The sequence below is a fragment of the Parageobacillus sp. VR-IP genome (assembly GCF_013357975.1).
In the GTDB taxonomy this organism is placed as follows: domain Bacteria; phylum Bacillota; class Bacilli; order Bacillales; family Anoxybacillaceae; genus Saccharococcus; species Saccharococcus caldoxylosilyticus.
In genome coordinates this window covers 67224-88993 of sequence record NZ_JABVYQ010000001.1, presented here as the reverse complement: position 1 = coordinate 88993, position 21770 = coordinate 67224, and the positions used below count along the sequence as shown (strand labels likewise).

The 21770-nt window shown below is 46.8% G+C and carries 19 protein-coding genes, 2 pseudogenes and 1 riboswitch; of the genes and pseudogenes, 1 reads left to right on the top strand and 20 read right to left on the bottom strand.

Annotated features, from left to right (window positions below; all coding sequences use genetic code 11):
• Positions 1 to 2 precede the first annotated feature (2 nt).
• The 12 genes from HT574_RS00585 to tenA form a co-directional block, all read right to left on the bottom strand.
• A complete protein-coding gene (locus tag HT574_RS00585) occupies positions 3 to 704 on the bottom strand; it encodes an amino acid ABC transporter permease (RefSeq protein WP_175243090.1) in 702 nt (233 codons plus the stop codon).
• Positions 691 to 1503 carry an amino acid ABC transporter substrate-binding protein gene (locus HT574_RS00580; protein ID WP_017435816.1) on the bottom strand — a complete coding sequence of 271 codons (813 nt, stop codon included), beginning with the start codon at positions 1501 to 1503 and terminating at the stop codon, positions 691 to 693. Before HT574_RS00580 ends, HT574_RS00585 begins: the two co-directional genes overlap by 14 nt.
• Before the next feature lie 132 nt (positions 1504 to 1635).
• Positions 1636 to 2901, bottom strand: a complete 1266-nt coding sequence (locus tag HT574_RS00575; RefSeq protein ID WP_175243089.1) for a hemolysin family protein — start codon at positions 2899 to 2901, stop codon at positions 1636 to 1638.
• Positions 2902 to 3314: 413 nt separating this feature from the next.
• Positions 3315 to 4340: a thiazole biosynthesis adenylyltransferase ThiF gene (locus tag HT574_RS00570; RefSeq protein ID WP_175243088.1), complete on the bottom strand. Its 1026-nt coding sequence runs from the start codon at positions 4338 to 4340 to the stop codon at positions 3315 to 3317.
• Positions 4337 to 5104 (bottom strand): thiazole synthase, encoded by a 768-nt coding sequence (locus HT574_RS00565; protein WP_042410698.1) that lies wholly within the window; start codon positions 5102 to 5104, stop codon positions 4337 to 4339. The genes HT574_RS00570 and HT574_RS00565 overlap by 4 nt, the downstream gene beginning before the upstream one ends.
• A gap of 1 nt (position 5105) precedes the next feature.
• The gene (thiS, locus tag HT574_RS00560) at positions 5106 to 5309 is read right to left on the bottom strand and encodes a sulfur carrier protein ThiS (RefSeq protein WP_017435812.1); all 204 of its coding nucleotides are present in this window, start codon (positions 5307 to 5309) and stop codon (positions 5106 to 5108) included.
• Positions 5306 to 6439, bottom strand: a complete 1134-nt coding sequence (gene thiO, locus HT574_RS00555) for a glycine oxidase ThiO (RefSeq protein WP_175243087.1) — start codon at positions 6437 to 6439, stop codon at positions 5306 to 5308. The genes thiS and thiO overlap by 4 nt, the downstream gene beginning before the upstream one ends.
• A gap of 26 nt (positions 6440 to 6465) precedes the next feature.
• Entirely contained in the window at positions 6466 to 7071 is a 606-nt protein-coding gene (gene tenI, locus HT574_RS00550; protein ID WP_175243086.1) for a thiazole tautomerase TenI, read from the bottom strand.
• A 16-nt stretch (positions 7072 to 7087) separates the two neighbouring features.
• The gene (locus tag HT574_RS00545; protein WP_175243085.1) at positions 7088 to 7870 is read right to left on the bottom strand and encodes an energy-coupling factor transporter transmembrane component T family protein; all 783 of its coding nucleotides are present in this window, start codon (positions 7868 to 7870) and stop codon (positions 7088 to 7090) included.
• A gap of 12 nt (positions 7871 to 7882) precedes the next feature.
• On the bottom strand, positions 7883 to 9331 hold the full coding sequence (locus HT574_RS00540; RefSeq protein ID WP_175243084.1) for an ABC transporter ATP-binding protein: 1449 nt from the start codon (positions 9329 to 9331) through the stop codon (positions 7883 to 7885).
• A 19-nt stretch (positions 9332 to 9350) separates the two neighbouring features.
• A complete protein-coding gene (locus HT574_RS00535; RefSeq protein WP_017435807.1) occupies positions 9351 to 9941 on the bottom strand; it encodes an ECF transporter S component in 591 nt (196 codons plus the stop codon).
• Positions 9925 to 10623: a thiaminase II gene (gene tenA, locus HT574_RS00530; RefSeq protein WP_175243083.1), complete on the bottom strand. Its 699-nt coding sequence runs from the start codon at positions 10621 to 10623 to the stop codon at positions 9925 to 9927. The genes HT574_RS00535 and tenA overlap by 17 nt, the downstream gene beginning before the upstream one ends.
• Before the next feature lie 109 nt (positions 10624 to 10732).
• Positions 10733 to 10840, bottom strand: a riboswitch (TPP riboswitch).
• A gap of 208 nt (positions 10841 to 11048) precedes the next feature.
• Between tenA and HT574_RS00525 the strand changes: the two genes are divergently transcribed.
• Entirely contained in the window at positions 11049 to 12233 is a 1185-nt protein-coding gene (locus HT574_RS00525; RefSeq protein WP_175243082.1) for a class I SAM-dependent rRNA methyltransferase, read from the top strand.
• 38 nt (positions 12234 to 12271) lie between these two features.
• On the opposite strand, the gene HT574_RS00520 is transcribed toward HT574_RS00525, so the two are convergent.
• The 8 genes and pseudogenes from HT574_RS00520 to tnpA all read right to left on the bottom strand — a co-directional run.
• Positions 12272 to 13459, bottom strand: a complete 1188-nt coding sequence (locus tag HT574_RS00520) for an MFS transporter (RefSeq protein ID WP_175243081.1) — start codon at positions 13457 to 13459, stop codon at positions 12272 to 12274.
• Between the two features lie 261 nt (positions 13460 to 13720).
• Positions 13721 to 15538, bottom strand: a complete 1818-nt coding sequence (locus tag HT574_RS00515) for an ABC transporter ATP-binding protein (RefSeq protein ID WP_175243080.1) — start codon at positions 15536 to 15538, stop codon at positions 13721 to 13723.
• Positions 15539 to 15547: 9 nt separating this feature from the next.
• Entirely contained in the window at positions 15548 to 17302 is a 1755-nt protein-coding gene (locus tag HT574_RS00510) for an ABC transporter ATP-binding protein (RefSeq protein ID WP_175243079.1), read from the bottom strand.
• A gap of 188 nt (positions 17303 to 17490) precedes the next feature.
• Positions 17491 to 18375: a helix-turn-helix transcriptional regulator gene (locus HT574_RS20300; RefSeq protein WP_175243078.1), complete on the bottom strand. Its 885-nt coding sequence runs from the start codon at positions 18373 to 18375 to the stop codon at positions 17491 to 17493.
• Positions 18376 to 18441: 66 nt separating this feature from the next.
• Positions 18442 to 18972 carry a YfiT family bacillithiol transferase gene (locus tag HT574_RS00500; protein ID WP_175243077.1) on the bottom strand — a complete coding sequence of 177 codons (531 nt, stop codon included), beginning with the start codon at positions 18970 to 18972 and terminating at the stop codon, positions 18442 to 18444.
• Between the two features lie 170 nt (positions 18973 to 19142).
• On the bottom strand, positions 19143 to 20807 hold the full coding sequence (locus tag HT574_RS00495; protein WP_175243076.1) for a glycoside hydrolase family 13 protein: 1665 nt from the start codon (positions 20805 to 20807) through the stop codon (positions 19143 to 19145).
• 170 nt (positions 20808 to 20977) lie between these two features.
• Positions 20978 to 21274, bottom strand: a pseudogene (locus tag HT574_RS19685) (IS200/IS605 family element RNA-guided endonuclease TnpB); the annotation flags it as partial.
• Positions 21275 to 21616, bottom strand: a pseudogene (gene tnpA, locus HT574_RS00490) (IS200/IS605 family transposase); the annotation flags it as partial. It lies immediately after the preceding pseudogene.
• Positions 21617 to 21770: the final 154 nt, after the last annotated feature.

The following is a 21770-nucleotide window of genomic DNA, read 5'->3' as shown; positions in this document are numbered from 1 at the left end:
GGTTATCTTGCAATATAACGATTTAAGCGCTCTTCGATTCGGTTTTGCACAATTGATAATAGAAAGCAAATCACCCAATAAATAACTGCCGCTTCTGTGTATAATAATAGAAATTCATAGTTCGTCGAGGCGATTTCTTGTGCTTTCCGAAACATCTCCGAAACAAGAATAAGCGATGCAAGCGACGTGTCTTTGACTAAGCTAATGAATGTATTGGACAGCGGTGGAATCGAAACCCGCGCTGCCTGTGGGAATATTACCCGGCGCAGTGCCTGCCACGACGTCATTCCTAACGAATACGCCGCTTCCCATTGACCCTTCGGAATGGATAAAATTGCAGCACGGATAATCTCTGAAGCATATGCACCGACGTTTAAGGAAAAGCCAATAACGGCGGCAGGAAATGAAGGGATTGTAATGCCAATATTCGGCAGTCCGTAAAAGATAATAAACAACTGAACAAGAAGTGGTGTCCCGCGGATGGCGGATACATATATTCTAGCGATCATTTCTAATACTTTTATTCCGGAGATACGCGCCAAAGCTGTAGCAATTGCTAATACCAGCCCAATGGAAAACGTAATAATCGTCAGCGGAATCGTATAATACAAAGCTCCCTTCACCAAAGGGAGAAAGGAACTTTGTGCAATGGATACCAATCTGCTTACTCTTTCAGGGTCTACCATCACATTACTTAGATACATCTTCACCAAACCATTTCTTAGAAATTTTTGCGTATGTGCCGTCTTTTTTCATATCTTCTAGCGCTTTATTCACAGCTTCTACCAATGTATCGCTGCCTTTGCGGAACATAAACCCGCTTTGAGATGCATCACTGTGCTTCGCCACAATTTTAATTGGCGCGTCCGGTTTTTGTCTTAAATAATCAAGAACCGATAAGTTATCATTAATCGTAACGTCCGCCCTTTTCGAGCTTAACAATTCGATCGCTTGATTAAATCCCTCTACGCCGACAATTTGCGCGCCGTAAGACCGTGCTAAATCGGCAAAATTGCTTGTCATCGATTGTGCCGCTTTTAGCCCTTTTATGTCTTCAAATTTAGATACTTTCTTGTTATCTTTATGAACGACTAACACCGCCATGGAAGTAATATACGGATCAGAAAAATCATATTTCTGTTGTCGGTCCGGGCGGATTCCGACTTCATTGGCAATCATATCAAACCGTTTCGCATCCAATCCTGCAAACATCGCATCCCACTGTGTTTCCATAAATACTGGTTTAACCCCAAGACGCTTCGCTACTTCTCTTGCCAAATCCACATCGAATCCGGTTAGCTTTCCGCTTTTATCGTGAAAAGTAAACGGCGGGTAGGTGCCCTCTGTTCCAATTCGCAACTCTCCGGATTTTTTCACCTGCGCTAATAAATCGTTTGCTTGCTTATTCGGCTTCTCTTGCGATTGCTGATTGCCGCATGCAGCCAATAACAAAATAGAAGCCGCCATCAAAAAGAACAGACTTCGTAATAAAATTTTTTTCATATATTCCAAACCTCCATCATTCCGATTGGTTTTTAACACCTATGTTATAATAAAAAAGCCATAAGCAAGTTGTCAAATGGAAAAGAAATGATTTATTCCCCTTCTAGTCAAAAAAAAGGAGCTTTACGCTCCTTATATATTTTCCGCCAACGGTTTGTTTAGCGAAACAAGCACTTTGCGAATTCGACGGTTTTCCACTTGCCGCACCGTAAATGTAAGCGGCCCGTAATGCAGTGTTTCACCAACATTTGGCACGCGTTCAAACATTTCAAATATCCAGCCGCCTAACGTGTGCGACGCGCTTTCCGGCGTATCAATTTTCATCATTTCGCAAAATTCATCAAGCGGCAATTCGGCGTTAAACTCATAGCTGTTCTCATCGATTTGCCGGATACTTTTTACCGCTTCATCATGTTCGTCCCATATTTCGCCAACAATTTGTTCAATAATATCTTCGAGTGTAATTAACCCGGCGGTACCGCCGAACTCATCGACAACAATGGCCATATGCACCTTGCTTTTTTGAAACTCCGGCAGCAAATCGGAAATTTTCATCGATTCCACGACAAACAGCGGCTTGCGTAATAACTTGCGAATGTTGACCTCTTTTTGCTGCACCAGTTCACTAAAAAAGTCGCTTTCCGACAAAATGCCGATAACATTATCAATATCTCCCTCATATACCGGGATGCGGGAGTATTTTTCCTCTAAAAACACATCGCGGATCTCCTCGATCGGCTGGTTTACTTCGACAGCAACCATATCAGACCGTGGCGTAAAAATTTCTTCCACTAAAATTTCATCAAAATCGAGCGAACGATGAATAAGCTCTTTTTCTTTATTGTCAATAATTCCTTCTTCCTCGCTTAAATCAATCATTACTTTAATTTCTTCCTCCGTCACCACGGGAACAACCGCTCCGCTAGTAAACCATTTTGCGACATGTTCCCTTACTGCATGAAACAGCGTCGTGACGGGAGAAAGCAACTTCATCAATACGTAAATAATGCCTGCATAACGAATCGATAACGATTCCGCATGCACTTTCGCAATCGATTTTGGCAAAATTTCACCGAAGACCACGAGAAGCACAGTCATCACGATAATTGCGGCGACTAGACCCGCGCGCTCCCCAAGCATGGTTGTCGCCATATCCACTAAAAAAGCGACCGCCACAATGCCGGTGATTCGATTGGCTACAAGCACAGTCAATAAGACGTGGTCTAAATGCTCCATAATATAATTTACCCGTTTACTACCACGGTGATTTTCTTCTACATAATTTTTCAGACGAATTTTATTGGCGGACGACAATGCAGTTTCTGCCGAAGAAAAGAAAGCGTTTAACATCACGCAAAGGAAAAACCACCCTAACAACCCTAGAGGCAACTCTCCCAAAGAATCTTCACACTCCTAAAATAAAACAGTTATTATTATCCATTTATATGATTATCATATCAAATTTTTCACCAAATGCCTATCGTCTAAACATACAAGAAATAAAAACTGCAGAGTAACCCCTGCAGTTTTTACGACTCAATCAAGCATGAGCCGATAAAATATACCAGTACCAGCAAAGAAGCAATATTCAAGGTGACGGATAGCTCTTCCATTTTGTCCCCTCCTCATCATTCATCCCCATTATCATCGTAACATAGCACTTTTTCTATGTGGCAGACACTTTATACAACTTTTTGACAATTTTATTACTTAAGTGAGCCTCCCCGCCTAACTGCTTCGAGAATTTTGGCTCAATGTTTTGGCCAATCGCCAAGAGCAAGACAAAAGGTGGCTTCCCACAAAAAGGGCCCCTAGCCCAAATAGCGGTAATAAATCGATTTCGCCTCTTGAATATCTTTTGTCCCATGAATCAACGCACGCCCGTCGGAAAAGATGACAAGCCGCTCATTTCCAAGCGATACGGAAACAAGATATGGATTGACATGCACAGCCAATCCTTGTTTCGCAAACAAGTCGGCCAGCTCTTGCAAATCATAATTTCGTTTGACAGCGGGGCGGATTTGCACCGAATTGCGCCCGCATAGCACCGCTGTTTTTGTTTGCTGCTCATAGGAAAGGAACGGATAGGACGGCTTGGAGCCGCAAGTCGGGCAATCTTCCTTTTTCACCGAATCAATGCGTATCGCCGTATGCTGATTTTTCCATAAATCAAACGACACGAGCTTGTTGCGCAACGCCGCCCAGTCTTCGACTAAAATTTTCAACGCTTCCGTCACTTGATAGCTGACGACCATTTGTACCGCCGGACTGATAATTCCCGCCGTGTCGCACGTCAGGCCGCCCGTCGGCACCGTGTCAAGCAGGCAGTGAAAACATGGCGTTTTGCCGGGAATAAACGCGTAGCTAATACCATAGCTGCCGACACAGGCACCGTAAATCCAGGGGATGCGATATTTATAGGCGGCGTCGTTGATAAGCATGCGCGTATCAAAGTTATCGGTCGCGTCCATTAAAAGATCAGGCGTTCTTGTAGTAATCAGCTCTTCAAGCTCTTGCGCCGTCACATCGCCGACAATTGCGTCGATTTCGACATCGGAGTTTACTTCCTGAAGCCGCCGCTTAGCAGCAACCGCTTTCGGCAGGCGCTCTTTTGCATCAGCTTCGCTGTATAACTGCTGACGCTGAAGGTTGCTCCATTCAACATAGTCGCGATCGACAATCGTCACTTTACCGACGCCGGCGCGCACCAGCGCCTCGGCACTGCCTGTTCCTAACGCACCGGCGCCAATAATAAGCACATGTTTTTGTCTAATTTTCTTTTGCCCTTCTTCGCCAATTGGCGCAAACAACTCTTGACGAGAATATCGTTCGTTCAAACAACACTCATTCCTTCCGTTGGACTGCTTGCGGTAGCGTACCGTTTTTTCGGAATTCTGCCCGCCTCATAGCCGAGCCGTCCCGCTTCCACCGCTAATTTCATCGCTTTAGCCATTTTGACTGGATCAGCTGCACCGGAAACAGCCGTATTTAACAACACGCCGTCCGCCCCTAACTCCATCGCCAATGCCGCGTCAGCCGGGCTGCCAATTCCGGCATCTACAATCACCGGCACTGTCGCCTGCTCGATAATGAAACTTAAGTTGAGCGGATTGACAATGCCCTGTCCGGAACCGATCGGCGCAGCACCCGGCATCACCGCATGGCAGCCGAGCTCTTGCAGCCGTTTGGCCAGCACAACATCATCGGAAGTATACGGAAGAACGATAAAACCTTCCTCGAGCAGCATTTCCGTTGCTTTTAGCGTTTCTACCGGATCTGGCAGCAGCGTTTTCTCGCAGCCGATCACTTCTACTTTAATCATATCACATAATCCCGACGCTTTGGCGAGCCGCGCGATTCGCACCGCTTCTTCCGCCGTTTTCGCTCCCGCGGTGTTTGGCAGCAGTTTGTATTTTGCTAAATCTAAGTTTTCCAAAAAGTTAGGTTGGTTTGGTTCAAAAATGTTCATGCGCCGGACCGCAAATGTCAAAATTTCCGCTCCCGACGCTTCGACCGCTTGTTTCTGTACTTCCAAACTTGGATATTTTCCTGTTCCGAGCAATAATCTCGACTGAAATTCATATGGACCGATTTTTAACATCTCAACCGCCTCCTACAAAATGAACAATTTCAATTTGATCGCCGTCGCATAAGGTTGTCGTGTCATATTGGCTTTTTTCAATAATGGTTAAATTTACTTCGACAACGGCCAGCTTGTTTTGTAATTGAAAATGCGCAAGCAAATCGCTAACCGTTTTCACCTGCTCGGGAACATGAATCGATTCGCCGTTAATAATAAGCTTCATTCCTTTCCCACCTTTGTCTGATGTCGTGTGAGGGAAAACGGAGCAAGATCGACATCTGTTTCTTTTCCTTCCACTAAATCCGCCAACAATACGCCCGTAATCGGGCTTAACAAAATACCGTTACGGTAATGGCCGGTCGCCACCCAAACGCGCGGGTAATGAGGATGTTCCCCTATGTACGGCAGACCATCGCCCGTTTGCGGCCGGATTCCGCTCCATGCCTTTTCCCATTCTGCCTTTTCCAACTCCGGAAGAAGGCGACATGCGCGTTCGAGCAGACTCCTCATTCCTTGAACCGATACTTTTCGATCAAACGTATGCGGCGTCGAAGTCGCCCCAATAAGCAGCTGGTTTCCGCGTTTCGGCACGATATAGCAGCCGCTTTTGGCAAATACAGTCGTTTGAAGGAGCGGCGTTTCTGTTTTCACAGAGATGCACTCGCCTTTGACCGGATACATCGAAAGAGAAAGACCTGTTTGTGCAAGAAGCAGGGAAGACCATGCCCCTGAAGCGATGACGACAACGTCCGCGGCAAACGTTCCTCGATTCGTCTCGATTACGTACGAATCGCCTAGCTTTCTTAAATGCATCGCCTCGGTGTACTCATGCCACTTTGCTCCATAGGCTATCGAAGCGTTCGCCAATGCAAGCGCAAAATCGGGAGCGCTTACTTGGCTGTCTTTCGGAATATACATCGCTGCCGCAAGATCGCAGGAAACATGCGGCTCGATTTCCCTCGCCTCATCCGCCGAGAGCCAGCGCGGCGGATAATCCGTCTGCCGCCAAAATTCGTAATGGCGGCGAAGTGCGGCAGCTTCTTCTTCGGTCACCGCCACTTTCAGCATCCCTTTTTCGACGAGTCCGATATCGATGCCAGTCAGTTCTTTTAATTCCTCGGCAAGCTCCGGAACGAACGCCCGGCTTTTCAATGCAAACGGAATCAGCGGACTTTCTTCGAAAAATTCCGACTGCGCCCCAAGCATTCCCGCCGCTGCGCTGGATGCCTGGCTTGCTATCCGTTCTTTTTCGAGCACGCCGACACGAAATTGTCGTTTTGCCAGTTGAAATGCAATCGATGCGCCGATAATTCCTCCGCCAACCACCAACACATCGTAATCATGACGTTCCATCAACATCCCTCTCCCCTGTTCATTTACTATGTTTGTTTGACTATATGTGCGAGCTTTTTTGTTTCCGCGACAGGATCTTTCGCCAAAAACACCGCCGACATCACGGCGATCCCATCGGCACCCGCCTGCAGCACTTGCGCTGCATTCCCCGCGTGAATGCCGCCGATTGCAATGACCGGAATATGAACGCCGTCTGCAACAATCCGCAATGATTCAACTCCGCGCGGCCGCATCCCCGGCTTGCTTGCGGTCGGAAAAATATGTCCATAGATACAAAAATCTGCGCCGCTTTTCTCTGCTTCCTTCGCCTCGTCAAGCGAATGGACCGAACAGCCGACAGCCAGCGCCGGAAAATGAGGCTTTACTTGGCATACCGATAAGCTGTGGTGCGCCAGCTGCACCCCTTTTACGCCAAACACCGCCGCCACATCGACGCGGTCATTGACAATGATCTTCTGTGGCGGCACCCCGCTTTCGATGAGAGCGGCAACGAACGCGGAAACCTCGCGCGCCGTTTTCCTTTTTTCCCGCACATGAATCGCATCGATATACGGATGGATGCGGGCACAAATAGACGCAAACTGTTCGGCAGACTGTTTTCCCGTCGAAATGAGATGAAGCTGTTTTGTCATTGTCATCCCTTGCTTTCTAGCGCACATCGGTAACCGGAATATACGGGTAATGCACGCCGGTGTAATAAGCCGCCGCCGCTACAAAGGCGAATAGAGCGACAAGCGCGATATCGTATTTGTTAAAGCCGATTTCATAGTAAAACGTCCGCTCTGTGCTGCTGGAAAAACGCTTTGCTTCCATCGCCACCGCGATGCGCTGGGCGCGGCGGATGCTTTGCGACAGGAGCGGAATCGCATAGCGCTTCATTTTTTCCAGCCATCCGTGGCTTGCCGTTCCCCGCACTTTTAACGCATTATGCACGGTCTGAAACTCCTCGAGCATAATCGGAAGCAAGCGCACAGCCGCCAAAAAGCTGTAAGCGTATTTCGGTTTTAACTTTAGCTGCTGCATCAAAGAATAAAACAAACGGACCGGCCTCGTCGTTAAGGAAAACAAAAGCCCAAGGAACGCGAAGGAAAGGGCGCGAAAGCCAATATGCAGCCCGCGCAAAAAGCTTTCCTCCGTCACATGGATCAGCCCCCAGCGAAACCATGTTGTCTCCCCCTCGCCAAACATCATCATCGACGAAGCGGTCGAAACAAAGATAAGAAGAAATGGCAAAAACAATAGCAGCAAAAACTTCCACGGGTAGCCAGTAGAGAACATAAACAGCAAAAGCAGCGCAAGCGAAAAATTGATTAATACATTTGGATTATGAATAAACAATACAGCCAAAAACAGAAACAGAAGCACGATCAGTTTTAAACTTGGATTTGTTTGGTGCAGCCATGTTTCCCGATAGCGAATGTTCCATTTCATCGTCTGTTCCCCCTACACAAACAGAGCGGCTGCTGTTGACCGCTGCCCGGAAATCGATTCATCCTTGACGAGCTGCCCGTCTTCGATCACCCATCTTCTGGTGGCAAAATGCTTCACAATATTTTCGTCATGGGTGGCCATAATGATGGTTGTCCCTTGTCTGCGATACGACTCTAGCAGTTCAAGAAGCGCAAACGTATTTTTCGCATCCTGTCCAAACGTCGGTTCATCAAGAAGAAAAATTTGCTGTCCGCTTACAATCGAAGCGGCGACGCTTAAACGGCGTTTTTGCCCCATGGAAAGCTGATATGGATGCTGATCTTGCTGCTCATAAAGATGAAACTGCCGCAGCAGCCCTTCCACTGTTTCCGTAATCTCGGCCTCTTTTCGTTTTTCCAAGCGAAGCGAATAAGCAAGCTCTTCGCGTACAGAATTGGTGACAAACTGAAATTCCGGATTTTGAAAGACAAAGGCAAGCAAGCGGTGCAGCTGTTTTAGCTGCTTGCTGTCTTTGCCGTATAGCTCATATGTTCCATCGGTACGGATCAGCTTCATGAGCGCATGCAAGAGCGTGCTTTTTCCGGCGCCATTTTTGCCCGTGACAGCAATCCACTCCCCCGCATGTACGGCCGCTTCTTCAATGCGGATTTTCACCTCATTGGACCGATAGCCTTGAAATTGGCGTAGATATATCCTTTTCTCCCCGCCGCTCTCCGTGCTCCGGCGCCGCTTTGCCGTATACTCCTCCCATACGCCCGGATACCAAATACCTTGAGAAGCGATGATGTTTTTATAGTTGGCAAACACCGTTTGTGCCTTGTCATCGGCGATAATTTCCCCGTCATCGTTAAATAAAACGATGCGGTCGACAAAATCGAGCACATGATCGATTTTATGTTCAACAATAATAACCGTTTTTTCTTTAGCGATTCGTTTCACCGTCTGCCAAATCTCTTTTGTTCCTTCCTCATCGATCATCGCTGTCGGCTCATCCAAAAACAGCACATCCGGATCCAATGCCAATACAGACGCCAGCGCCAGCCGCTGCTTCATCCCTCCCGACAGCGTGTGAATATCGGTATGCGGCTCGATAAACAGGCCGACTTTTTCTAACAGCGTTTTGATTCGCTGATGCATCTCGCTCCGCGGCACACCGATGTTTTCAAGGGCAAAAGCAATTTCTTCATCGGCAAACGGCATGCAAAACTGCGTGTCAGGATCTTGAAACACATATCCCCAGTTGGTTGGAAGCTGCAGACGTTCCGCCTTCATCGGCACATCGATTGAATTCGGAATCAATCCTGACAACACTTGCAATAACGTCGATTTGCCGCATCCGGATGGACCGAGCAGCAATACTTTTTCCCCTTCGTAAAACGTGAGCGATAAATCTTTAAACAAGAGCGTATCTTTGCCTGGAAATTTTAAGCGGAGCCGCTCTACAGCAGCGATCGGTTTCATCGTTTCACCGCCACCTTTTTCAACGATCAAGAGCGTCATAATCTTCTTTCGAAGCCGGGCGCAACATTTGCGTTACCCCCGTTTTCTCTAAGGCTTTTACTAGTGAAACGGCGAAAAAGCCGGAAATGACCACCGCGCCGACAAAGCGGGCAATCAAGAATAATGCCAAATTCCAAGGTGCCAGCGCTTCAATGTATCCTTTGTAAAAATCCATCACCAGCGAGCCGATGGTCGCTCCAATCGCGCCAAGCGACACAACTAACACGTCAAATCTCTTATAACGAAATGCCGCAAATACCACTTCCGCCAACAGCCCTTGAATCACTCCATAAATAAGCACTTCAAGCCCCCACTCAGATCCCATGATCAATTCACCGGAAGAAGCGGCAATTTCCGCCAACAGCGCAACGCCTGGCTTGCGAATGAGCAAATACGCTACTGACGCGGCAATAAACCACATGCCGTAAATCAATTGATCAAGATGAAAGCCAAACACTTTCACAAAGTCGTACACTGGTCCCCAAATTTTATAAATGATGCCGAATATCACTGCAATCACAATCGTTGTCAAAATATCAGCGAGTTTCAACCCTTTAGTCGTTGTGGACATACGCTTGAATCTCCTTTCTTGCCGATGGCCATGTTTCTAAATAATAGGCCATTTCCCAAAATTCGTACTCATATTCACTGCTGATGAGAAAATGCTGCTCCATCCGCTTGCGGTCCGCTTCCGTGACCGCTTCAGCGATCGCATCCAACCGGGCGATCTGCTCTTCTACTAAACTGCGGAACCAATCGGAGCTATACGTGCCAATCCATTTTTGATAAATCGGCTCATCTGGCTTGCAATCTTTTAATCTTTCGCCAATTTCATAATAGAGCCAGTAGCATGGCAAAATTGCGGCAATGACATCGCCCAAATGCCCTTCATACGCCGCTCTGTACATATGGGACGTGTAGGCGTATGCCGTCGGCGCCGGAATAAAAGCCGCTTTTTCTTCGTCGGTAATGCCAAGCAGTTCAGCAAATGTTTCATGCAAGGACAATTCCGCCTCGCATGTGCTCTGAGCATGATGCGCCAGCCTTGCGGTTGTCGCTAGATCTGGAGACTTCGCCGCTCCAATCGCTTGCACTCTCGCAAAATGGCGTAAATAATAGGCATCCTGCATCACATAATAGCGAAAACGCCTTAGATCAAGCGTCCCTTCTCCCAGTTCTTTTACAAACGGATGATGAAAGCTTGCCTGCCAGATCGGGTCAGCTTTTTTCCTCACTTTTTTTGCAAATGACATCCTCTTCTCCCCCTCTTTTCATAAAAATAAACGCCACTTCCTTTACAAAGGCGTAAAGAAAGTGGCGTTGCATACGAGCCGTCAAAACTACAACAAAATATCGATCCACGACTGCGCTGCTCCACTTCCCTACGCTGGTATTACCCAGATCAGGTTCTAAGGGTCTCAAAGGCACACTTTGATCTCAGCCTTTCTAAAGGCCCCCCTAGTGGATTGCGTCCGTTATGAAATTTTCTCGTTTGAGTTTATCATATCACTCGGTAAATGGTTGTCAACCCTTTTTTTCTATTCCACATCATTTCCGTATTCGGTATCTCAAAAAATCATCCTGCCAAATGTCGACGGACGCTGCCTTCATTGCGTCTTCGCCTGCAATTCGGTATCATAAAAACGCAAACGACTACTATCATATTGGAGTGGGTAATGTGGCGAAAGTATTTTTAAAGCGAAACCGGAAAAAACGGCTCGAGCAAGGGCACCCATGGATTTTTCAAAGTGAAGTCGATCATATTGAAGGCGATTTTGCACCGGGAGATTTCGTCGATGTATACAACCATCAGCACTACTTTTTAGCCAAAGGCTATATTAACCCAAAATCGCAAATGATTGTCCGCGTATTGACGCAAAATCCCGAAGATGAGTTAAATGAGCAATTTTTCGTTGAGCGAATCCGTCAAGCATGGGCGTACCGCGAACGGATGATTCCCGGCGTCCGCTCATGCCGCGCCATTTACGGGGAAGCCGACTTTTTGCCGGGGCTGATCGTAGATAAATACGAAGACGTGCTTGTCGCGCAAATTCTTTCCCTCGGCATGGAAAAACGGAAAGACTGGATTTTGCGCGGCTTACTGGAAGTGTTTCAGCCGCGGGCGATTTATTTGCGCAATGACGTGTACGTCCGCGAACTCGAAGGATTAGATCAGGAAAAAGGCTTTTGGTACGGCGAAGCAGAAACGGAAGTTCTCATTGAAGAAAACGGCGTCAAATATATCGTCGATATTGAAAACGGGCAAAAGACCGGATTTTTCTTCGACCAGCGGCAAAACCGCGCGGCAATTAAACCGCTCATTGACAGCAGCACAACGGTGCTTGACTGCTTTACCCATACGGGTTCATTTATGCTGAACGCCTGCTTATACGGAGCAAAGCACGTCACCGCGGTCGATATTTCCGAACACGCGATTGAAACAGCGAAACGCAATGCGGCCTTAAACGGCTTTACAAACGTCGAATTTGTCGTCGCCAACGCTTTTGACTATTTGCGCGAAGCGGTTCACGACGGAAAACAATGGGATGTCGTCATCATCGACCCGCCGGCGTTCGCCAAATCCGCGCATGCCGTTCCGAAAGCGCTGCGCGGCTACAAAGACATTAACTTAAACGGCTTAAAGCTTGTCAAAGACGGCGGCTTTTTCGTTACATCGAGCTGCTCGTACCATGTCCGCCCGCATATGTTCGAAGAGATGGTGGCCGAAGCGGCATTTGACGCAAAGAAAATTTTGCGGCGAGTATATTGGAACGGCGCCGGCTACGACCATCCGAAGCTACTTGCCGCCGATGAAGGCGATTATTTAAAATTTGCGATTTATGAAGTGCGTTCGCGCCGATAATCCATCAGAACAAAAAACGCTTAGGTGGTTCAATATCCCTAAGCGTTTGCTTTTTTATGTTTTTGCAAAATATAGAGATAAAAGCTGATAGAGATGAACACAGACAAAGCCGCGGCAAGATAAATGCTGGAGTAGCCGAACCAATGGCTGATTTGCCCGAAGACCATCGCGCCTACTCCGACTCCTAAATCGAAAAAGGCAAAAAAGGTGGCGTTTGCCATTCCTTTACGGTCTCTCGCCGCCCGTTCGACAGACCATGCCTGCAACGCCGGCTGCACTGTTCCGAATCCAAGTCCGTAAAGAATTGCTGCCGTAAATAGCATCATGCTGTTCGGCAGCCATGCCAACAATAACATCGCCAGCAAAATAAGCGCGGCACCCGGAATAAATACGACCTGATGTCCTTTTTTGTCATACAATTGGCCGGCAAACGTTCTTGTTACCATTAAGGCAAGCGCATAAAGCAGAAAATACCATTGGATTCCTGAAATCCCTTTTTCTGCAGTATATAGTGGTAGAAACGAAGCAATTCCGCCAAATGTCACGGTCAGAAAAAAAAGCAGGATCGAAGGCTCTAACGCACTTTTTTCGTAAATGTCCCATTTGCGCTGTGCCTGCTTTCGCGGCGGTTCGACTTTTTTATATGTAATATTCGCAGCGAACAATAAGGAAGCCAATCCTAATGCGGCGCAAATCAAGAAAAGGGGGGTAAACGACAACACGCCGGCAAGCAATAATCCAAGCGACGGTCCAAATGCCAGCGCTAAGTTTCCTGACAGCCCGTAATATCCCATTCCTTCGCCTCTGCGGCTAGCAGGGATGATGTCCGTGGCAATCGTGCCTGAGGCAGTAGTTGAAAACCCCCAGCCGATCCCTTGAATAACCCTCATCATAAACAACAATAAAATGCTCGTAATAAAGCTGTACGATCCTACCGAAAGAACAAAGATCGCAAGCCCTAACAAAAAGACAAAACGCCGCCCCTTTGTTTCTAATGCATGACCGGCAAACGGCCGCATAATTAATGCCGAAAAGGTGAAAATCCCGACCACTAAGCCGATCAGCTGGTCATTGCCGCCAAGATGCTCAACAAACAGCGGAATTGTCGGTAATGTCATTTGAAAGCCAAGAAAAACAAAAAAGTTGGCTAAACAAATAAGGACAAAATCTTTTGTCCATATTCTTTCTTTTGTCACTGCCCATGCTTTGCTCTGTTGTATGTTCACAAAACATCCTCCCTCTAAATGGTATTTTATTTCGTGCCCCTTAATATTTTGTAGTATAACATATAGCTAAAAAAATGGCGTCGAAAAAGCTTAATCACTTCTTTCTGCTACCTTTTATATTTTCTGTTAACCGGCAAACAGCCTTCATGGATAAATAAAACAAAATTGGACCGAAGCCGCCAAAAATTTGTCGTTGAAGCCTATCTCTCTATATTCAAGGGAAAAGAGACTAACCGAAATATGGTCAGTCTCTTTACATCGTTACACTTCCAGCATTTTATGCTGCGCCTTAATCAGCTCGTAATAGGTGCCGTGCTTTCGTATCAGCTCCTCGTGCGTTCCCTGTTCCATGATTTCGCCGTGGTCAAGCACGATGATGTTATCGGCATCGCGGATCGTCGAAAGGCGGTGGGCGATAATAATCGCCGTTCTTCCTTTCAGCAGCTTTTTCAATGCTTGCTGAATAACAAGCTCCGTTTCCGTATCGATGCTTGCCGTTGCTTCATCTAAAATTAAAATTTTCGGGTCGGCAAGCAAGGTTCGCGCAAACGAAAGGAGCTGGCGCTGTCCGACCGATAAAATATTTCCGCGCTCTTCCACTTCCGTTTCATATCCGTTCGGCAGCTTCATAATAAAATCATGCGCCCCTACTGCTTTTGCCGCGGCGATGACATCCTCGTCGCTCGCGCCCGGATTGCCGAAGCGGACATTTTCCATAATCGTTCCAGAGAAAATAAACGTATCCTGCAGCACGATGCTTACCTGCGAGCGCAGGCTGGCCAGCGAAATTTGCCGAATCGGATGGCCGTCAATTTTGATGACGCCGCCGGTCGCATCGTAAAAGCGGCTGATTAAATTGGCAATCGTCGTTTTCCCCGACCCGGTATGTCCGACAAGCGCGACCGTTTCCCCCGGATGAATCGTGAGCGAAATCCCCTTTAACGCTTTCCGTTTGTCATCATAGGAAAACTCGACGTTTTCAAAATCGATGCGTCCGTGGATATGCTCGATGACAATCGGATTTTCCGACTCGCCGACCAGCGGCCGTTCATCCAAAAATTCAAAAATCCGTTCTGATGACGCCATTCCCATTAAAATTTGATTGTACACTTGCCCAAGCCGCGAAATCGGCTCCCAAAACATGCCTAAATAGAAAGAAAAAGAAACAAACTCGCCAATCGTGCATTCGTCATGTTGAATCAAAGCCGCTCCATACCATATTAAAATCGCCGTTCCTAGCGCTGTCGTCATTTCGACAAACGGACTGAACATCGCGTTTTTCTTGACCGCTTCTTTCCAAGTAGCAAAGTTTTCTTCGTTTACCCCGTGAAAGTACTCGCTGTTCTCCTGCTCTTGCGTGAACGACTGGGTCACGCGGATGCCTTGCAGGCTTTCATTCAAATGCGAGTTTAATTTTGACTGTTTGATGCGCACCCGTTGCCAGGAAGCGCGGATTCGCTTCCGCAGGCTCGTTGAAATGAAAAACATGATCGGCAAAATCACCATAATAGCGATCGTCAGCTTCACATTGAGCGAAAGCAAAATAGTAATGATCCCGACAAGCAGCAAGACATCCGTCAGCAAATTCACCACGCCGTTGGTAAACAAGTCCTGCAGCGATGTCGTGTCATTCATGATGCGCACCAAAATCGACCCTGCGGAACGCTGTTCAAAAAAGCGGTGCGACAACATTTGCACATGCGTAAACAAATGTTTGCGCAAATCGTAAATGACGTTTTGCCCAAGCATGTTCATCCAGCGGATGCGCAAAAAATTTGCCACATATAAAAGAAGGTATAAGCCGGCAATCAAAAGAACGAGCATCGTTAACAGTTTCGTATTTTTTTGGATGATCGCTTTATCAAACATGTACACGCCGATTAAAATCGGCAGCAGGAGCCGCACGACGGTAGCCACCATCACCGTCGTAAACGAAAGCGGCAGCAAATTCGTCACGTACGGCTTTAAATAGCCTAAAAGCCGCCACATTTGCCGCCAGTTAAACGGTTTATCAATCGCCACGTCTTGCGGGTAATGAAATCGCTCCATCACCAGCCGTTTTTTCTCTGCTATGTTCATCTTTTTCACCTACCTTGCCGTTTCCTGAAGAACTGTCGCCTGATTCCGATATTGAATATCATAAATGCGTTTATATAATCCGTTTTGCCGCAGCAGCTCCTCATGGGTGCCTCGTTCGACAATTCTGCCTTGATCCAGCACGAAAATTTCATCAGCATGTTTCAACGAAGAAATGCGGTGGGCGATAATAAACGTCGTTTTTCCTTTCATCACTTCGCGCAGCGCCGATTGGATGCGAAATTCCGTTTCCATATCGACCGCACTTGTCGCGTCGTCTAAAATAAGAATGCTTGGATTTTTGCAAATCGCCCTGGCAATCGCAATGCGCTGCTTTTGCCCGCCGGAAAGCCCTAAGCCGCGTTCGCCAAGAATCGTGTCGTATCCCTCTGGAAGTTCCATAATAAAATCATGCGCCCCGGCCCGCTTCGCCGCTTCGATAATCTCTTCCATCGTCGCATCCGGCCGTCCGTAAGCGATATTGGCTTTAATCGTCGACGAGAATAAAAACGTTTCCTGCATGACGACGCCGACGTGGGAGCGCAGCGTTTTTAGCGGATAATGCTCAATCGGGCGCCCATCAATCAAAATTTCCCCTTTGTTTCGTTCATAAAAGCGCGAAATCAAATGGGTAATGCTCGATTTTCCCGAACCGGTTGCACCGATGAGCCCGATCGTTTTCCCAGGATGCGCGTAGAAGGAGATATTTTCCAACGCCAAAGCGGCCTTGTTTTGATAATGCAAGGTGACGTTGCGGAATTCGACTTCTCCGCGAATCGTTGTTAGCGAAGCGTCTGCCTTGTCGTCACGAATCGTTTCTTCCGCTTCTAAAATCCCCAACAGCCGTTCCCCAGATGCTTTTGCCTGCGAAAACATATTTATCGTAAAGCCAAGCTGCATAATCGGCCCTAAAATGTACCACGTCAAGCTGTAAAAAGCAACCAGCTCGCCCGGCTGCAGCTGGTGATGCGTCACAAGGTAGCCGCCGTACGCAAGCAGCAGCACAACGCAAATGTTGCCGATCGCCTCCATAAGCGGAAAATATTTGGCCCACAGCGCCGATGTCACAAGCTGGCTCGTTCGCAAATTCCCGTTCTTTTCATTAAACCGCTCGATTTCCGTTGCTTCTTTCGAAAGCGCCTTTACAGTATGAATCCCGCTGATGTTTTCCTGCACTTTTGTATTCAGTTTCCCAAACGACTGGCGAATGCCACGAAAGGCGGGGTGCACGCGTTTGTCAAACTGGTAAACGACGACGGCCAAAAACGGCAGCGCGGCGACAGTCACAAATGTTAGTGTTGAAGAATAATATAGCATGACACAGAAGCTCGCGCCGACCATAATGAGAAACCGCAATAATTCGGAAAAACCGAACGCCAAAAAGAAACGAAATCCTTCGACATCCGATGTCAGACGGGACATCAAATCGCCGGTTTTCGCGTTATCATAATAGCCAAACGGCAGGCGCTGCAATTTTTCATAGAGAGCATCCCGCAGCGCGCGGACTGATTGAATGCCAAACATGTCGGCCAAATAATGCTGGATAAACGTCGACCATGCCTTCAGCGCCATGATCGCGATAAATCCAAGCGCCATCCACGGCACCAAATCGTATTGCCCGCCGAGAATGACGGTGTCAATCGTCTGTTGCAAAATCATTGGGTATACGACCGTAATCCCCGTCACAACAAGCAAGAAAATCATCGACCAAATAAAATCTTTTTTATACGGAAGATAAAACTGCTTTAATTTTCGAAAAACAGACATGCTTTCCCCTCTTTCTTGCCCAATCTCCCATCCTATAATCCATAAAATCCGTCGCTGCACATCTATTTACACTTTCCCAACCCCCATTTAGAAAGAAAATGGAAAACATGCGCTAATAAAACTTCATTTTCCTCATTTTACTGTCCCACTATGTAAATAAATAGATGTAATCATAACAACAATTTGTATTATCGTAACATTGCATCTTTTGTAAAACGAAGCCCGTATTGCTTGCGAAATTCATTCGGACTCATTCCTTCATACCTTTTAAAGATTCGACTGAAATACGCTGACTGGGAAAAGCCGCAGCACTCGGCAATTTGTTCAATGCTTAAGCCGCTGGAAACAAGAAGAAGGCGCGCTTGTTCTACTCTTACTTTCTGCAAGTATTCCATTGGCGTGCAATCCAATACGGCGCGCATGCAGCGGGCGATGTGATTCGGATGAAAGCGAAGCGCCTCACCGAGATCGCGGTAGTTTATTTTACGGTAATAGTTTTTTCGTAAAAATTCCGCTGCCCGTTCAGCCACCACGGCCGCTTGCGACGGAGTATCCGCCGCCGTATGCATGCACAATTCTTGAAGCAGTTGTTGGAACCAAAGATGGCGCTGCCATTCGCCAAAAAAGGAAGTGTCACTCAAGGAATGGACAAGCTGCCGGCATATTCGCTTGACCGTTTCCATATTGAGGACGGCTCCGTATTTCGGCAAGCGAATGGCAAACGGCTGCTCGGAAAACAAATTTCTCCGTTTCACCCGCTCGCATTTTTCCGAAGCCGGTTTCTCGACATGTTTCCAGCGGTTTGCCGCCAAAAAATGAAACCAATAAAAATGTGTTTCCGTTTGGCAAACAGCGGTCGGATAGTGATGGCCATTCGGATAGAGAATAAGAAACTGCCCGCCTGCCACTTCATACTTTTCCCCCTGCTCGCCAAGAAATAGGCATCCTTCCGTGACAATAAGCAAGTCAAATACGCCGATATCGCGCCGGTCGGGGTGGTGCTGGCCAGTTTGATAGGTCATCTCCCCACCCGCCAGAAAAGACGGCAGCGGCGGGGCAATTATTTCGAGCACGTATATTCCCCCTTTCTTGTTAAACTGCATCATTAGGATAAAAAAAGCTGCCTAATCGGCAGCTTTTCATTTCCATCCTTTCCGCTCGCGCAAGGCGGTGATTTGCGCCGTATGGTGCTTCCCATGCCACGCGTACAGCGCCGTTAATACGTATAAAAATGCGGTTTCTTTTGTTCCTTCATGATAAAACGTCCGCTGGAAATCTTCTTCATCGAGCGCTTCAAGCAGGCTTGCCCACCGCTCATGAAGGCCTTCGAGCAATTTTAACGACGGTTCGATCGGCAGCGAACGGGCTTCAATTGTTTTTGCCCACTCGCTCTCCTCAAACGGCTTAATCGCCGGCGTATCTTCCGTTAAAATCCATTTCGTGCGCAAAAACGCATTCATGCTTGCATCGGCGATATGGTGCACTACTTGAATTACCGTCCATCCGCCATCGCGGTACGGCGTATTCAGCTGTTCTTCACTCAAGCCGCGCACCGCTTCCCTCAATGCGCCAGGCGTTTGGCGAATATCGGCAATCCAACGCCCGACATCTTCTTTTCGAAATGCTTCCGGTGCTTTAAACTTTCCTATTGGATAGCGAATGTCATCCATGATTGATCTCCTCCTTTTTTATTCATATTCCGCACCAATACAAAAAATCCTTCCTTTTGAAATGGAAACGTGTGTACCAGTCTTGATTAATCAACAACAATAAATCTGCTATTTTTTATCCCCTTCGTGTAGACGCTTACTTTTGCTCAATCACCCATAACTTCTATCTACTATTTCAATAAATACACGCGCGCCTCATAAGGCTTTAGCTTAAAGCGCGTTGCGTTTTTATGTGGTTTGACGTCATAGTTTTGCAATACCAAGTTTTCGGAGCTCAAGCGGATGCCGTCATAACGGTACAGCGCTGCCCGGTCGCTCAGGTTCACAATAATGACCGCTTTTTCGCTGCCGAGTATTCTTGTATACGCGTAAATCGTCGGATGTTTTTCTAAAAGCAAGTCATATGTTCCGTAAACGAACACTTCGTTCGTCTTGCGAAGCTGAATCATTTTTTTATAAAACCAAAGCACGGAGTTCGGATCGCGCAATTGTGCCTCAACGTTAATAGTCTTATAGTTTTCGTTCACTTTCATCCATGGCGTTCCCGTCGTAAACCCAGCATTTGGAGCGTCGGACCATTGCATTGGCGTGCGTGAATTGTCACGTCCCGTTTTCCAAATCACTTTCATAATTTCTTCATGGGAGCGCCCCTTTTTCTGTTCGATTTGATACATTCTTTTAATGGCGACATCATTGTAGTCTTCAATATTCGGAAATTGGACGTTCGTCATGCCGATTTCCTGGCCTTGGTAAATAAAAGGTGTTCCCTGCATCAAAAAGTAGAGAGCACCGAGCGCCTTGGCGCTTTCGACCAAGTATTCCTTGTCATTTCCCCATGTCGAAACCGAACGGGGCTGATCATGGTTTTCCAAAAACAGCGCGTTCCAGCCGCGGTTTTCCAGCCCCTTTTGCCATTTCGTCAGCGTGCGCTTTAATTGGCGTACATCAACGCCGCCATCCGTTCCTTTTTGCCATAATCCTAAATGTTCAAACTGAAAAATCATATTAAAAATACCGTCTTCTTCGCCGACCCATTGTTCTGCATCATCGACAGTCACACCGTTCGCTTCCCCGACCGTCATAATATCGTATCGTGCAAACGTTTGCATTTTCAGCTCTTTTAAATAATCCATAATCCCCTCTTGGTTCATATGGCCCGCAAAAGACGGAACATAATCCAATCCTTTGGGATTCGGCAAATCCGGCAATCCCGGCTTTTTCTTAATGTGGGAAATCGCATCGACGCGGAAGCCGTCAATGCCTTTATCGAGCCACCAATTAACCATTTGATAAAGCGCTTTGCGTACTTCTTCGTTTTCCCAGTTCAAATCTGGCTGCTTTACATCAAAGATATGCAAATAATATTGGTCGGTTTTCGCATCGTACTCCCAGGCAGAGCCGCCAAAAATACTTGCCCAGTTGTTCGGTTCCCGCCCGTTTTTTCCATCGCGCCAAATATACCAATCCCGCTTCGGGTTGTCCCTTGATGAACGCGATTCGATAAACCATGGATGTTCATCGCTTGTATGGTTAATGACTAAATCCAAAATCAACTTCATGCCGCGCTGGTGAACTTCCTTCAGCAGCACATCGAAATCTTCCATCGTTCCGAACTCTTCCATAATCGCATGGTAATCGCTGATATCATATCCGTTATCGGCGTTTGGCGACTTGTAAATCGGACATATCCATATAATATCAATTCCAAGGTCTTTTAAATAATCAAGCTTCTCGATTATGCCACGGAGATCGCCGATTCCGTCCCCATTTGCATCCATGAAGCTTCTTGGGTAAATTTGATATACCACTCCTTCTTTCCACCAAGCTTTCCTCAAGGCTGTATCCTCCTCTTTTTGTGCATACGTTTTCACTATTAACTTTACACTACATGATGGTGATATACAATCTTTTTTGCAAAAAGAAGGCAGCCTTCTTTTCGACACATATTGGAAGGCTGCGCTTTTTCCCTTTCTTACTCTGTTTTGGAGCGATTCGCCTCTTGATTCTTTTCGTACTTTCTGAAGTATTTTGGTGCATTGATTTTTTCTCCAGTAGGGAGAATGGCGAAATCTTTTAAACCAAGATCCACGCCGACTGCTTTTTTGGAAGTTGGCAACGGCTCGATTTTGGTTTCACAAACGATAGATACAAAATATTTGCCTGTTGGATTGCGGCAGATCGTAGCAGAAAGGATTTTTCCTTCGACTTCTCTTGATTTCGCAAACGTTGTCCATCCTAACTTTGGCAGTTTGATCTTATTTCCAACTACTTCAACCGTTGGTTTTCCTTTCTTCGGGCAATTGCGTTTTACTACATCCAGGAACACCGTCCCAACGGTTGCTACAAAGTAAGAGTTTGTCCATATGGATGGTAAGCGTGATTTTAAATGCGGGAACTCTTGACGCAGTATTCGGGACGCATATCCTTTTAAATGCTTAATCACTCTGTGAATCTCAAACTGTGGATCGCATTGAATCAATAGATGTACATGATCCGGCATAATTTCCATTTCCGCAATTTCTACTTGTAGTTCTAGTGCCTTTGATTGGAACAGTTCTTTTCATCGTTCACTTACTGGAGGAACAAGTACTTTCTTACGATACTTCGGACAGAATACGACATGATACTTGTAGTCATACACAATATTTCAGTTATTTTCCACTTTTCTCATACTTCTCACCTAATGAAATTCGAAATTCTAATACAAAACGTTAGATACAATCAAAATATATCTAACAAAGCAGATGGGAAAAAACGTCGGACTTGCGAGAGGGTTAACCCCCTCCCTCGTCCGACGC

What these genes read in the sequence shown, in the direction of transcription:
- thiS (WP_017435812.1), bottom strand. Translation starts at nt 5,309, where the DNA reads ATGAAGCTTATTATTAACGGCGAATCGATTCATGTTCCCGAGCAGGTG.
- HT574_RS00540 (WP_175243084.1), bottom strand. Translation starts at nt 9,331, where the DNA reads ATGAAACCGATCGCTGCTGTAGAGCGGCTCCGCTTAAAATTTCCAGGC.
- HT574_RS00565 (WP_042410698.1), bottom strand. Translation starts at nt 5,104, where the DNA reads ATGTTAAAAATCGGTCCATATGAATTTCAGTCGAGATTATTGCTCGGA.
- HT574_RS00545 (WP_175243085.1), bottom strand. Translation starts at nt 7,870, where the DNA reads ATGAAATGGAACATTCGCTATCGGGAAACATGGCTGCACCAAACAAAT.
- thiO (WP_175243087.1), bottom strand. Translation starts at nt 6,439, where the DNA reads ATGGAACGTCATGATTACGATGTGTTGGTGGTTGGCGGAGGAATTATC.
- HT574_RS00585 (WP_175243090.1), bottom strand. Translation starts at nt 704, where the DNA reads ATGTATCTAAGTAATGTGATGGTAGACCCTGAAAGAGTAAGCAGATTG.
- HT574_RS00515 (WP_175243080.1), bottom strand. Translation starts at nt 15,538, where the DNA reads ATGAACATAGCAGAGAAAAAACGGCTGGTGATGGAGCGATTTCATTAC.
- HT574_RS00580 (WP_017435816.1), bottom strand. Translation starts at nt 1,503, where the DNA reads ATGAAAAAAATTTTATTACGAAGTCTGTTCTTTTTGATGGCGGCTTCT.
- HT574_RS00500 (WP_175243077.1), bottom strand. Translation starts at nt 18,972, where the DNA reads ATGGATGACATTCGCTATCCAATAGGAAAGTTTAAAGCACCGGAAGCA.
- HT574_RS00510 (WP_175243079.1), bottom strand. Translation starts at nt 17,302, where the DNA reads ATGTCTGTTTTTCGAAAATTAAAGCAGTTTTATCTTCCGTATAAAAAA.
- tenA (WP_175243083.1), bottom strand. Translation starts at nt 10,623, where the DNA reads ATGTCATTTGCAAAAAAAGTGAGGAAAAAAGCTGACCCGATCTGGCAG.
- HT574_RS00535 (WP_017435807.1), bottom strand. Translation starts at nt 9,941, where the DNA reads ATGTCCACAACGACTAAAGGGTTGAAACTCGCTGATATTTTGACAACG.
- tenI (WP_175243086.1), bottom strand. Translation starts at nt 7,071, where the DNA reads ATGACAAAACAGCTTCATCTCATTTCGACGGGAAAACAGTCTGCCGAA.